Source organism: Sphingobium anseongense, from assembly GCF_037725245.1.
In the GTDB taxonomy this organism is placed as follows: domain Bacteria; phylum Pseudomonadota; class Alphaproteobacteria; order Sphingomonadales; family Sphingomonadaceae; genus Sphingobium.
Map to the genome: position 1 here is coordinate 91,042 of NZ_JBBJUL010000007.1, position 13,328 is coordinate 104,369.

Annotated in this window: 13 protein-coding genes; 9 read left to right on the top strand and 4 right to left on the bottom strand. The window is 63.5% G+C overall.

All coding sequences use genetic code 11. From position 1 onward, the window contains the following. Positions 1-79: 79 nt before the first annotated feature. Both WG908_RS11245 and WG908_RS11250 read left to right on the top strand, forming a co-directional pair. Positions 80-1,141: an OmpA family protein gene (locus tag WG908_RS11245; RefSeq protein ID WP_340186675.1), complete on the top strand. Its 1,062-nt coding sequence runs from the start codon at positions 80-82 to the stop codon at positions 1,139-1,141. A 239-nt stretch (positions 1,142-1,380) separates the two neighbouring features. Then, positions 1,381-1,920 (top strand): superoxide dismutase family protein, encoded by a 540-nt coding sequence (locus WG908_RS11250; RefSeq protein ID WP_445326708.1) that lies wholly within the window; start codon positions 1,381-1,383, stop codon positions 1,918-1,920. On the opposite strand, the gene thpR is transcribed toward WG908_RS11250, so the two are convergent. Further along, on the bottom strand, positions 1,907-2,455 hold the full coding sequence (gene thpR / locus WG908_RS11255; RefSeq protein ID WP_340186676.1) for an RNA 2',3'-cyclic phosphodiesterase: 549 nt from the start codon (positions 2,453-2,455) through the stop codon (positions 1,907-1,909). The genes WG908_RS11250 and thpR overlap by 14 nt on opposite strands. A gap of 133 nt (positions 2,456-2,588) precedes the next feature. On the opposite strand from thpR, the gene WG908_RS11260 reads away from it, so the two are divergent. Next, complete coding sequence (locus WG908_RS11260; protein ID WP_340186677.1) at positions 2,589-3,317, top strand: Bax inhibitor-1/YccA family protein; 729 nt, start codon at positions 2,589-2,591, stop codon at positions 3,315-3,317. A gap of 73 nt (positions 3,318-3,390) precedes the next feature. Here WG908_RS11260 and WG908_RS11265 read toward each other — a convergent pair whose 3' ends face one another. The 3 genes from WG908_RS11265 to WG908_RS11275 all read right to left on the bottom strand — a co-directional run bounded on the left by WG908_RS11265 (position 3,391) and on the right by WG908_RS11275 (position 6,919). Next, positions 3,391-4,020 (bottom strand): glutathione S-transferase family protein, encoded by a 630-nt coding sequence (locus WG908_RS11265; protein WP_340186678.1) that lies wholly within the window; start codon positions 4,018-4,020, stop codon positions 3,391-3,393. A 227-nt stretch (positions 4,021-4,247) separates the two neighbouring features. Then, positions 4,248-6,566, bottom strand: a complete 2,319-nt coding sequence (clpA, locus tag WG908_RS11270) for an ATP-dependent Clp protease ATP-binding subunit ClpA (RefSeq protein ID WP_340186679.1) — start codon at positions 6,564-6,566, stop codon at positions 4,248-4,250. Between the two features lie 155 nt (positions 6,567-6,721). Beyond that, positions 6,722-6,919 carry a DUF1192 domain-containing protein gene (locus tag WG908_RS11275; RefSeq protein WP_340186680.1) on the bottom strand — a complete coding sequence of 66 codons (198 nt, stop codon included), beginning with the start codon at positions 6,917-6,919 and terminating at the stop codon, positions 6,722-6,724. A gap of 102 nt (positions 6,920-7,021) precedes the next feature. Here WG908_RS11275 and WG908_RS11280 point away from each other — a divergent pair, with 102 nt between their 5' ends. From WG908_RS11280 to msrA, 6 genes are all read left to right on the top strand, one after another. Then, entirely contained in the window at positions 7,022-8,026 is a 1,005-nt protein-coding gene (locus tag WG908_RS11280) for an NAD(P)H-quinone oxidoreductase (RefSeq protein ID WP_340186681.1), read from the top strand. 107 nt (positions 8,027-8,133) lie between these two features. Next, a complete protein-coding gene (locus WG908_RS11285) occupies positions 8,134-9,009 on the top strand; it encodes a UDP-2,3-diacylglucosamine diphosphatase (RefSeq protein ID WP_340186682.1) in 876 nt (291 codons plus the stop codon). A 15-nt stretch (positions 9,010-9,024) separates the two neighbouring features. Next, a complete protein-coding gene (locus tag WG908_RS11290; protein ID WP_340186683.1) occupies positions 9,025-10,053 on the top strand; it encodes a glycosyltransferase family 4 protein in 1,029 nt (342 codons plus the stop codon). A gap of 114 nt (positions 10,054-10,167) precedes the next feature. Next, positions 10,168-10,845, top strand: a complete 678-nt coding sequence (locus tag WG908_RS11295; protein ID WP_340186773.1) for a cell cycle transcriptional regulator TrcR — start codon at positions 10,168-10,170, stop codon at positions 10,843-10,845. Positions 10,846-10,944: 99 nt separating this feature from the next. Further along, a complete protein-coding gene (locus tag WG908_RS11300; RefSeq protein WP_340186684.1) occupies positions 10,945-12,666 on the top strand; it encodes a long-chain-fatty-acid--CoA ligase in 1,722 nt (573 codons plus the stop codon). A 44-nt stretch (positions 12,667-12,710) separates the two neighbouring features. Beyond that, the gene (gene msrA / locus WG908_RS11305; protein WP_340186685.1) at positions 12,711-13,244 is read left to right on the top strand and encodes a peptide-methionine (S)-S-oxide reductase MsrA; all 534 of its coding nucleotides are present in this window, start codon (positions 12,711-12,713) and stop codon (positions 13,242-13,244) included. The last annotated feature ends 84 nt before the right edge of the window (positions 13,245-13,328 follow it).

Here is a 13,328-nt window from a genome sequence, read left to right on the forward strand (position 1 = left end):
ATTGTGCGCTTGCCATGAAACTTTCCACCCGTTACAGGGTTTTCCCAGTCCTTCGTGACACTCTTGAAAGGGGATTTTTATGCGGAAGCTCGCCCTCGCGGCTGCGCTCGCGACAACCGCCCTGGCTACTCCGGCCATGGCGCGCGACGACAGTTGGTACATCGGTATCGATTCCGGTATCACCATTACTGAAGACCAGAACATCACTTACACGCCGGGTTACACCACCCCGACGCTGACCACGAGCGCCGAATACCACAAGGGCTGGGACGTTGACGGCGTTGTCGGTTACGACTTCGGCGGTTTCCGCCTGGAGGCCGAAGCCGCCTACAAGCGCGCCAAGGTCGACCTGAGCGAGAGCGGTTTCGGCGGTGCTACATCGGCCCTGTCGTTCATGCTGAACGGTTTGCTGGACTTTGGTCCCGATGACGGCCTGCAGGGCTTCATCGGCGGTGGTGCCGGTATCTCGCGCGGCAAGCTGGCCACCGACATCGTGAACGATTCGGATACGGGCTTCGCCTGGCAGGCGCTGGCTGGCGTTCGCTATCCGTTGACCGACAATGTCGACGTGTCGCTGAAATATCGCTTCTTCAATCAGGACGATATCAAGCTGGTTTCCGGCTTCAACACGACCGGCGGCCCCGCCGGCGCTTCGGTTGAAACCAAGCTGCGGACGCACAGCGTGCTGCTGGGCCTGGCGTATAATTTCGGCGAGCCTGCCGCTCCGCCGCCGCCTCCCCCGCCTCCCCCGCCTCCGCCGCCTCCCCCGCCGCCTCCGCCGGTGGCCGAGTGCAGCCCTGGACCGTATATCGTGTTCTTCGAATGGGATAAGTCGGACGTCACTCCTGACGCCGCGACCATCCTGGACAACGCGGTGTCGGCCTACAGCAACTGCGGCAGCGCCCAGGTCATGCTGGCGGGTTATGCGGACAAGTCGGGTTCGGCTTCGTACAACGTCGGCCTGTCGCAGCGCCGCGCCGATGCGGTCAAGAGCTACATGGCTTCGAAGGGTATCCCCGACGGTGTCATGACGACCCAGGCGTTCGGTGAAACGAACCCCCGCGTCGAAACTGCCGACGGCGTTCGCGAACTGCAGAACCGTCGCGTGGAAATCACCTACGGTCCGGGTTCGGGCATGTAATATTGCACGATCCCGTTCAGGGGTCGTGAAGCAGAAGGGGCCGGTCGCAAGACCGGCCCCTTTTTTGCGTTGATGCGGAATCCGGGGTAAACAGCCGGCCAGTTGAACAAGGAATATGCCCGACTGGCGAACGGTTCGGGGGCGTCCGCAGGCTATGGCGGATGACAATTGCTTGCGATTGCGCAACAAAGCGTCGGTTCCGGCGTTCGCTTCCCAGCCGACCTATTCCACAGGAGCATATGATGAGACATTTGGCCGCGACGATGCTGGGGCTTTCCATTGCGACGCTGGGCGCCGGATGCACGACGCCCTACCGCGATCAGGCTGCTCCTGCTGCGTCAGCTTCACTGATGGCGGGCGACGGCAGCGCGCGCGGGACGGCAACGGTCACGCAGACGAGCGACGGGCTGCATGTCAAGGTCATGGCGGCCGGGCTGACGCCGGGCGTGCATGCCGCGCATGTGCATACGACCGGCCTGTGCACGCCGCCCGCCTTCACCAGCGCCGGCGGGCACTGGAACCCGACGGGCCGGCAACATGGCAGGGACAATCCCGCAGGCATGCACATGGGGGACATGCCCGACCTGATCGTGGCACCGGATGGAACGGGCATGCTGGAATATGTCATTCCGGGCGGCATGATCGCAACAGGTTCGATGCCGTTGCTGGACGCTGACGGTGCGGCGATCGTGATCCACGCCTCTCCCGACGACAACAGGAGCGATCCTGCCGGAAATGCCGGCGCGCGGATCGCGTGCGGCGTGCTCAGCGCATCCTGACCCGATCGGCGAGGTAGCGCCCGACGACATGATAGGTCGCCCCGTCAGGGCCAAGGATGCTTTCGAACAGCAGCACCTGATCGACCAGGAAGGCAGGAGTGGCAAGCCCGCCATGCCTGGTGACGAACATGTCCGTCGGCCTGCTTCCCGCGCCGAGGCGCGCCAGCGTAATATGGGGCAGATAGGCGCGGCGTTCGGGCGGCATCCCCGCGTCGACGCAGAGCCGGTCGATCTTGCGATGGAGGTGAGCGAGCGGCTCCCTGGGCGAAAGGCCCGCCCATAGCGCGTTGACATGGCCACGGTGATCGAACCGTCCGAGGCCGGCGCACGCGGTTTTGAACGGTGCGAAGGACAGTCGGCCCAGCGCCGCTGCAATGTCTTCCGCCTGGCGCGCGTCAACCTCGCCGATGAAGCGCAGGGTTATATGCAGTTGCGATGCGTCCTGCCATCGCGCGCCTTCCACACCGTGCATCAGCGATTGCAGGGCTGCCATGATGGCGGCGGGCGGGCGGATGGCGACAAATAGCCGGTGCATCGGGTGATGATAGCGGGGGCAGGTAAATGACGCGAGATCGGACTGGCCGATTCCGGTTTCACTTGAAAAATACCGGCCTTAGCCCGATAATATCGGAAACGGCGAATTCCGCCGTCAAAGGAGATTGGATATCATGGCCAACTGGTCTGACCCCCGACCCAGCATTACGGGATTTGGCGGCGCGACCGCCGCCAGCAGCGCGGCGTTCGACGCCGGGCTGCGGTCCTACATGCTCTCGGTCTATAATTATATGGCCAGCGGCGTCCTGCTGACGGGTCTGGTGGCGATGCTGTTCGCCAGCAGCTCCTATGCAGTACCGGTGCTGACCTCGCCCTTGCGTTGGGTGATCATGCTGTCGCCGCTGGCGATCGTGTTCGCGATGAACATGGGGCTTAATCGCTTTTCGACCGGTGCGCTCCAGGGCATGTACTGGGCGTTTGCGGTGCTGATGGGCCTTAGCATGTCGTCGATCTTCCTCGTCTTCACCGGCGTTTCGATCGCGCAGACCTTCTTTGCGACGGCCGCGGCATTCGCGGGCCTGAGCCTTTGGGGCTATACCACCAAGAAGGATCTGTCGGGCTTCGGCACGTTCCTGGTGATGGGCGTCGTCGGCTTGCTGGTGGCGATGCTGATCAACATCTTCCTGAAATCGACGGTTCTGCAACTGGCGATCAGCGCGATCGGCGTACTGATCTTCGCTGGCCTGACCGCCTATGATACGCAGCGGATCAAGAGCCTGTACGCGCATGTCGCGGGCAGCGACATGGCCGGCAAGGTCGTCATCATGGGGGCGCTGAGCCTCTATCTCGACTTCATCAACATGTTCACCTTCCTGCTGAACTTCATGGGCAGCCGCGACTGATCTGAACCTTTCGATAAAAAAACAAAGGCCCGGTGGAGCGATCCACCGGGCCTTTTTGGTTGCAGTGCGGCTTTCAGGCCGGCTGATCGCCCTGCATCTTCGCGATCAGGGCATTGTCCATTTCCTTCTGCCGCTGATAGGCGGGGCGGGCTTGCAGCCGCGACGCATAGGCTTCGAAGGCAGGGCGCGCGGGCATGGTGCCAAAGGCAAGGCCCCAGTCGATCTGCGATCCCACATAGACATCGGCGGCGGTGAACCGGTCGCCGCAGATCCAGCCATCGCCCGAAACCGCCTGTTCAAGCGCGTTCAGCGTATCGTCCAGCGTGCCGTAGCCGGCCATGCGTTCGCGTCCGTCGGGCACGACGAAGCCAAGCGCCTTGTTGGTGATCGCCGATTCCACTGGCCCTGCGGCGAAGAACAGCCAGCGATAATAGTCGCTGCGGGCGTCGAGCGGCGGCGCAAGGTTCGCGGCGGGAAACGCATCCGCCAGATAGGCGCAGATCGCCGCGCATTCGGTGACGACCGCGCCATTGTGGACGATCGCAGGAACCTTGCCCATCGGATTGATGGCGAGATATGCGGGCGCCTTCATGTCGGCGGTAAAGTCCAGAATCTCTGTTTCATAGGGCTGGCCGACTTCTTCCAGCATCCAGCGGGCGATCTGTCCGCGCGACATGGGATTGGTGTAGAGGGTCAGGGTCATGGGAGCGGTCTCCTTGGCGATATCGACATATGCGGCCGCGAATTGGGCGCGTGCCTGGGCAGCCTAGCGAGCATCGCGCACGCATCGAAACAAAAGGGGCAGATCCTACTAAATCGGATCTCGCGCTTAACTAGCACGGATATTCCAGCGGGCAACTGACTACGGACGTCACGAAAATGGGGCGGACCCTTTCGAAGCCGCCCCATATTCCATCGACGATGATGGCGTTATTTCGTGCCTTCCGCCGCCTTCGCCTTGCCGCCCTTCCGGCCCTTTTTGGGTGCGGCGGGGGTGATTTCGAAGGCGAGCGCATCGTCCTTGAACCGCACATGGACCTCGCCGCCATGGACGAGCTTGCCGAACAACAGTTCCTCGGCCAGCGGCTGCTTGATCTTCTCCTGCATCAAACGGCCCATCGGGCGCGCGCCGTAGAGCTTGTCATAGCCCTTTTTCGTCAGCCACGCCTTGGCGTCGTCGTCCAGGGTGATGTGAACATCGCGGTCGGCCAGTTGCAGTTCGAGCTGGAGCACGAACTTGTCGATGACGCGGGCGACGATTTCCGGCGGCAGATAGCCGAACGGCACGATCGCATCGAGGCGATTGCGGAATTCAGGCGTGAAGAGCTTCTTCACCGCATCCTCCTGCACGTCGCCGCGCGTGATGTCGCCAAAACCGATGCCTTCCTTTTCCATGTCGGACGCGCCGGCATTGGTGGTCATGATCAGGATGACATTGCGGAAATCGACGGTCTTGCCGTGATGATCGGTCAGGCGGCCATTATCCATCACCTGCAACAGGATGTTGAACAGGTCTGGATGCGCCTTTTCGATCTCGTCGAGCAGCAGCACGCAATGCGGGCTCTGGTCGATGGCGTCGGTCAGCAGGCCGCCCTGGTCGTAGCCGACATAACCGGGGGGCGCACCGATCAGGCGGCTGACCGAATGGCGTTCCATATATTCGGACATGTCGAACCGCTGAAGCGGAATGCCGAGCAGGGAAGCGAGCTGGCGGGCGACTTCGGTCTTGCCCACGCCGGTGGGGCCGGAGAAGAGATAGTTGCCGATCGGCTTGTCGGGATCGCGCAGGCCCGCGCGCGACAGCTTGATCGCCGACGACAGCGTCTCGATCGCCTTGTCCTGGCCGAAAACGACCCGCTTCAAATCCGTGGTGAGCGTCGCCAGCGTCGTCTTGTCGTCGCTCGACACGGTCTTGGCGGGAATACGCGCCATGGTTGCGATGACCGCTTCGATTTCCCTGGGGGTGATCACCTTCTTGCGCTTGGACGGCACCACCAGCATCTGCATCGCGCCGACTTCGTCGATCACGTCGATCGCCTTGTCGGGCAGCTTGCGGTCGTTGATGTAGCGCGCCGACAGCTCGACCGCCGCCTTGATCGCGTCGGGGGTGTATTTGACATGGTGATGATCCTCGAAGGCGCTGCGCAGGCCGGCGAGAATCTTGATCGTGTCCTCGATCGTAGGTTCGTTGACGTCGATCTTCTGGAACCGGCGCAACAGCGCGCGATCCTTTTCGAAATGGTTGCGGAACTCCTTGTAGGTGGTCGAGCCGATGCAGCGGATCGTACCGCCCGAAAGCGCGGGCTTGAGCAGGTTGGAAGCATCCATCGCACCGCCGCTCGTCGCTCCGGCGCCGATCACGGTGTGAATCTCGTCGATGAACAGAACCGCGTGCGGCATTTTTTCCAGTTCGGTGACGACGGCCTTCAGCCGCTCCTCGAAATCGCCGCGATAGCGGGTGCCCGCGAGCAGCGCGCCCATGTCGAGCGAATAGATGACCGCTTCGAGCAGCACGTCGGGAACGTCGCCCTCGATGATCTTGCGCGCCAGCCCCTCGGCAATGGCGGTCTTGCCGACGCCGGGATCGCCGACATAGAGCGGGTTGTTCTTTGACCGGCGGCACAGGATCTGGATGGTGCGATCCACCTCGGCCGAGCGACCGATCAGTGGGTCGACCTTGCCACGCGCCGCCTTTTCATTGAGGTTGACGGTGAACTGATCGAGGGCGCTGTCCTTCTTACCCTTGCCGTCCTGCACCTTCTTCTCCTCTTCGGAAGCGCCCTTGGTTTCCTGGCTCTCGGGCGCGGGGGTGCCTTTGCCGACCCCGTGGCTAAGGAAGGAAACCGCGTCGAGGCGGCTCATATCCTGCTGCTGCAGGAAATAGACGGCATAGCTTTCCCGTTCGGAGAACAGCGCGACCAGCACATTGGCGCCGGTCACTTCATCCTTGCCGGAAGACTGCACGTGAAGAATGGCGCGCTGGACGACGCGCTGAAAGCCGCTGGTGGGGGAGGGGTCGGTCTCGCCCTCCACCTTGAGGCTGTCGAGTTCGGTGTCGAGATATTGGGTGACGGCATCGCCCAGTTCGCCCAGTTCCACGCCGCACGCCTGCATCACCTTGGACGCATGGTCATCGTCGATCAACGCGAGCAGCAGATGTTCGAGCGTCGCATATTCATGCTTGCGGTCCGACGCATGGGTCAGCGCATTGTGCAGCGTGGTTTCGAGGGCGGCGGCGAAAGAAGGCATGTCGGTCTACTCCTGGCCCCACACAGGGGCATTGGTGAACCAGATGTCGGCATTGCTCGCTCGCGGATCAAGCCCAGGGGTCCGCGATTGCGAATTGCCAGACTGCCGATGCCCGATGGGGCCTTTCAAAGGCCGGCAGGGGGCAGGGCGCGGGTTCATTTATTGAATAACGCCTCGGCAATTGCCTTATGGTTAACGGCGCCTTCGATCTTTGCTCTGGTTCTGGCTATTTCGCCTTCAAGCGCCTTGATGCGCGCTTCCAGTTCGATCACGGACAATGGGTCCAGATCCTGCCGCAGCAGCTGGGCCAGGGGGTCATCGGCCCTTTTTGGCAGATACTCTTCCATGTCCATGTCCCCAATGTTGACCCTGTTGATCAGTCTGTCAATAAGGGCGGGCATGTCGATGCGATGAAATTTGTGCGATGCAACACGGGGGCGCCGGGGGCAGCGATTATGGCCGAGATGATGGACGTGCCCATGGAGATGACCGCCATCGCCATCAGCGCGCCGGGCGGGCCGCAGGTGCTGGTCCCGCAACGGCGGCCCGTGCCCCGGCCCGCGGCCGACGAGGTGCTGATCAGGGTCGCCGCGGCGGGCGTCAACCGGCCAGACATCCTGCAGCGGATGGGTAAATATCCCCCGCCGCCGGGGGCATCGGATATTCCGGGGCTGGAAGTTTCCGGCACGGTGGTGCGCGCCGGCGAAGCGGCCGATATGATGATCGGCCAGCGCGTCTGCGCGCTGCTGGCAGGCGGCGGCTATGCCGAATATGTGGTGGCGCCTGCGGGCCAGTGCCTGCCGGTGCCCGAAGGGTACGACATGGCCGAAGCGGCGGCGCTGCCCGAAACGCTGTTCACGGTGTGGACCAACCTGTTCGAGCGCGCTTATGCGGTGGGCGGCGACACCGTGCTGGTTCACGGCGGCACCAGCGGCATCGCGACGATGGCGATTTCGCTGTGCCGGCTGTTCGACATCGACATCATCGTTACCTGCGGCAGCGATGAAAAATGCCGCGCCGCGCTGGATTGGGGTGCGAGCCACGCGATCAATTATCGCACGCAGGACTTCGTCGCCGAGGTAAAGCGGATCACCGGCGGGCGTGGGTGCCAGGCGGTGCTGGACATGGTCGGCGGCGATTATCTGCCGCGCAACCTGGAATGCCTGGCCGACGATGGCCGCCATGTGTCGATCGCGGTGCTGGGCGGCGCCAGGACCGAGCTGTTCATTCCCGCGATCATGCAAAGGCGGCTGACCATCACCGGATCGACGCTGCGTGCGCGATCGGTATTGTTCAAGAGCCTGGTCGCGGACGAGATCATGCGGACCGTCTGGCCCTTCGTCGAGGAAGGCAGGCTGCGCCCGGCGATGGACCGGACGTTCGCGCTCAAGGACGCGGCCAAGGCGCATACGCGGATGGATGCGGGCGAACATGTCGGAAAGATCGTGCTGACGATCTGACTATCTTGTCAGTGGTGACGTAGTATTTCCGTCATATTCGGTGCGGAATTGTAACACAGGCGCTGTAGTGGCTTGCTCCCGAGGACAATAGCTCGGGGGCTGTTTTCATGAACGCAATTACCCGCCTGCCATTCCTGGCGGACCTGGATGAAGATGCAGAGGGCGCCTTGCACTTTCCCGAACGGGAGGGTGGCGAGCGTCGCCGCTTTCGCACCGTCTGGATTTCCGACATTCATCTGGGCACGCGCGGCTGCAACGCGAAGCTGCTGATTGATTTTCTCGACAATGTCGACAGCGATACGATGTACCTTGTGGGCGACATCATCGACGGCTGGCGGCTCAAGAAGCGCTTCTATTGGCCCGCCGCCCATAATGATGTCGTCTGGCGGGTGATGAAGCGGGCCAAGCGCGGCACGCGCGTCGTCTATATTCCCGGCAATCATGACGAAATGTTCCGACAGTTCACCGGCATGAATTTCGGTGGTGTCGAAATCCGGCGCAAGGCGATTCACCAGACCGCCGACGGCCGCAAGCTGCTGGTGCTGCATGGCGACGAGTTCGACACGATCATGCTGGCGCATCGCTGGCTCGCCTTCGTCGGCGACGCGGCCTATTCGATGCTGATGCGGCTCAACCTGATCGTGAACGCGGTGCGCCAGCGGATGGACCTGCCCTATTGGTCGCTGTCGAAAATGGCCAAGCACAAGGTCAAGAACGCGGTGGCGTTCATTTCCAAGTTCGAGGAGGTGGTCGCGCGCGAAGCCGGGGCGCGCGGCGTCGATGGCGTGGTGTGCGGGCATATCCACAATGCCGAGATCCGCGATATCGCCGGCGTCGCCTATTATAATGACGGTGACTGGGTGGAAGGCTGCACCGCGCTGGTCGAACATTTCGACGGACGGATGGAGATATTGCACTGGGCCGACGAAATCGCGGCGCGCGAGCGCGAGGCCGCGGTCGCCGCCGAGCGGCTGGCGGCCTGAGCGCTGATGCTCCCCATGCGCATAGCGATCGTCACCGACGCCTGGAGCCCGCAGGTCAACGGCGTCGTGCGAACGCTTCAGACCATTCGCGCGGAGCTGGAAAAGATGGGCCATGTCGTCCAGGTCTATTCGCCCGACCAATATGGCTCGCTGCCTTGCCCGACCTATCCCGAAATCCGGCTGGCGCTGGCCCGGCCCGGCGTCGTCGGCCGGGCCATTGCCGCCTTCCGGCCCGATGCGGTTCATCTGGCGACCGAAGGGCCGTTGTGCCTGGCCGCGCGCCGTTGGTGCCTGCGCACGGGATTGCCCTTCACCACCGCCTATCACACGCATTTTCCTGACTATGTGGCCCAGCGCACCGGCCTTCCGGCGCGCTGGTTCTGGCGCTATATCCGCTGGTTCCACGGGCCGGCGCAGGCGGTGCTGGTGTCGACCGCATCGGTGCAGCGCCAGTTGCGCGCCCATGGCGTATCGCAGGTGCGCGACTGGGGCAGGGGCGTTGACCTCGACGCCTTCACGCCCGACGCGCCGCCGCCCGCCCTGTTCGCGGACCTGCCGCGCCCGATCCAGCTCTATGTCGGGCGAGTTGCGGTCGAAAAGAATATCGAAGCCTTTCTCGCCGCCGACCATCCAGGGTCGAAGGTCGTCGTGGGCGACGGACCCGCGCGAGCGGCGCTTGAGCGGGCCTATCCCCAGGCGCGATTTACCGGGCCGCTGTTCGGCGCCGACCTGGCCGGCGCCTATGCGGCGGCGGACGTATTCGTCTTTCCCAGCCGGACCGACACGTTCGGGCTGGTGATGATCGAGGCGCTGGCCTGCGGCACGCCGGTCGCCGCCTATCCGGTGACAGGCCCGGTGGACATCGTCACGCCCGACGTGGGCGCGCTGTCCGGCCGGCTGGAGGATGCCATCGCGTCGGCGCTGCGCTGCGATCGGGCGGTCTGCGCCGCCTATGGCCGCCGTTTTACCTGGAGCGCCAGCGCGCATCAGTTTCTGGCCGGCCTGCATCCGATCGAGGTGGAGACGCTGCCGCAAAGAGCCTGACGCTTTTTCTTGCCGTTCCGCCCGCGATGCATTATCTCGGGCCCCTGCGCGGCCGCCCGGATTGGGCGGCCCTTATTGTTTCAGGTTTCGGAGAGTCACGTGTCCCAGCCCCTCATGCCCCATGCCACCGCCAGCTGGCTGGTCGACAATAGCGCGCTCAGCTTTGACCAGATCGCGGAATTTTGCGGGCTTCATATCCTTGAAGTGCAGGCGATCGCCGACGATACCGCCGCGACCAAATATACCGGCCGCGATCCCGTCCGCGCGCATGAGATCACGATGGAGGAAATCCACAAGGGCGAGGCCGATCCCGACTATCGGCTGATGATGCTCAAGGGCCCCGAGCCGGTTCGCCGGACCAAGGGGCCGCGCTACACGCCGGTCAGCAAGCGGCAGGACAAGCCCGACGGCATCGCCTGGATTTTGCGCAACCACCCGGAAATTTCGGACGGCGCGATCGGCAAGCTGATCGGCACGACCCGCACCACCATCGCCGCGATCCGCGACCGCAGCCATTGGAACATTTCCAACATCACCCCCAAGGATCCGGTGACGCTGGGCCTGTGTTCGCAGCGGGAACTGGACGCGCTGGTGGCCAAGGCAGCCAAGAAGGCGGGCATCGAGGCGCCCACCGATTCGCGTCTCGACGGCGATCGCGCAGCCCTGATCGAAGAGCTGCGGCGTGAGCGCGACGACGCCGCAAGGCGCGCCGAAGAGGCCCTTGCCGCCGGGTCCGACCTGGTGTCCGATGTCGCCAAGATCGTCGACCCCTTCAGCAGCAACAAGGGATAGGCACAAAGCCGTAACGTCAGCCGCGCGGACGGTTCCGCGCGGCCTTGCGCGCGCGGTTGACGCTTGCGTCAAGTAGAGACTTGACCTAGGTTCTCTTCAATGGAGAACATAGAAAAGGTCTGGAGAGAGCAGTACCGGCACCCGACGCCGTGGGACCAGACATTCCCGCCGCTGTCGATGGGCGATATGGTCACGCGCAGCGCCGACGCGCATCCCAATGCCCATATGATCGACTTTTTCGGTCGCAAGTTCAGCTATCGCCAGATGATGCGGGCCATTCGCCGCGTATCGTGCGGATTGCAGGCGATGGGTGTCGGCAAGGGCGACCGCGTCGGCCTGTACCTGCCCAACACCCCCCATTATGTCGCGGCCTATTATGGCGCTCTGCTGGCCGGTGCCATCGTCGTCAATTTCTCGCCGCTCTACACGGCCGCGGAACTGGAACATCAGGTCGAGGATAGCGGGACGAAGGTCCTTTTCACCCTGTCGGCCAAGGCGCTGCTGCCGACCGCGCTGGAGGTGCTGGACCACAGCAGCCTCGAAGCGCTGGTGGTCGGATCGATCGCGGAGGTTTTGCCAGGGCCAAAGGCGCTGTTGTACCGGCTGTTCAAGCGCGGCGAAGTCGCCGATCTGCCCGACGACCCGCGCGTGCTGCGCTACGACCGGCTGATCGCCAACAAGGGCAGGTGCGCCCCCGTCGCCATCGACGCCGAACGGGACATCGCGCTGCTGCAATATACCGGCGGCACCACCGGCACGCCCAAGGGCGCGATGCTGACCCACCAGAATCTGACCGCCAATGCGCGGCAGGTGCAGGCGATAGACCCGCGCCACGATGAGCAGGACCGGATCATCGGCGTGCTGCCCTTCTTCCATGTCTTCGCCAACACCTGCACGCTCAATCGCACCATATTGAACGGCGGCGAAATCGTCATGCTGCCGCGGTTCGAGGCGGTTCAGGTGCTGGCGGCGGTTCAGCGGGTCAAGGCGACATCGCTGCCGGGGGTGCCGACCATGTTCCAGGCCCTGCTGGATCATCCCGCGATCCGCAATATCGACTTTTCTTCGTTGCAGGCCTGCATATCTGGCGGCGCGCCGTTGCCGCTGGAGGTCAAGCAGCGGTTCGAGGCGGCGACGGGAGCGAAGCTGATCGAAGGCTATGGCCTCACCGAAACCAGCCCGGTGGTTTGCACCAATCCCTATGAGGGGATGAACAAGACCGGCACCGTCGGCCAGCCGGTGCCCGGCACGCGCGTGAAGCTGGTGGATCGCGAGGATCCGTCGCGTCCGCCGCCGCCGGGCGAACCGGGCGAATTGCTGTTTGCCGGGCCACAGGTGATGAAGGGCTACTGGCGGCGGCCGGACGCCGATGCCGAGGTGTTCGTGGGCGAATTTCTGCGCACCGGCGACATCGGCCTGATCGACGAGGACGGCTATGTCCGCATCGTCGATCGGTTGAAGGACATGATCGCGGTCGGCGGCTTCAAGGTCTTTCCCAGCCAGATCGAAACCATCCTCTACCATCATCCGATGGTGAAGGAGGCGCTGGTCATCGGTATTCCCGATCCCTATCGCGGCGAAAGCCCCAAGGCGTTCGTGACCCTGACCGACGGGGCGCACATCGACGGGGCGACGCTCAGGGACTGGCTCAACCCGCAACTGGGCAAGCATGAGCGCGTGGTCGAAGTGGAAGTCCGCTCAGCCCTGCCCAAAACCCTGGTCGGCAAATTGTCCCGCAAGGAACTGGTGGTCGAGGAACGCGCGAAGGCGTCGGCAAAGGCCGCCGAGGTCGTGGCGATCGAGACTGGAACGAGCGGCTGAGCGTTCCTATCTACCCGGCGGTGGCTGGACGGAAGGACGATGACATGGCGCAGGATTTCGCGACGCTTGCCGGAGGGTGCTTCTGGTGCACCGAAGCGGTCTATCAGAACCTGAAAGGCGTGAGCGCGGTCGAAAGCGGCTATATCGGTGGTGCACAGCCCGATCCGACCTATGAACAGGTCTGTTCCGGCACGACAGGCCATGCCGAAGCGATTCGCATCGCCTATGATCCCGACGTCATTTCCTATGGCGATCTGCTCGACATCTTCTTTGCAACGCACGATCCGACGACGTTGAACCGGCAGGGCAATGATGTGGGCACCCAATATCGCTCCGCCATCTTTCCGCACTCGCCCGAGCAGGAAGCGCAGGCCCGCGCCGGCATCGCGCGCGCGCAGGCGGATCGATCCGCGCCGATCGTGACCACGATAGAGGCGGACGCGCCCTGGTATCCGGCGGAGGATTATCACCAGAAATATTGGGAACGGGTGGGGACACGCAATCCCTATTGCCTGGCGACGATTCCGCCCAAGCTGGCCAAGCTGCGCAAGGGATTCGCCGAGCGCCTCGACGCCTGATCGCATCTTCCCTTCTATCTGCCTTTAGGCTGTGGTTAATCCTGGCTATGGCAGGGTGGTTGATGATCAAGCCGGGGAACGCAC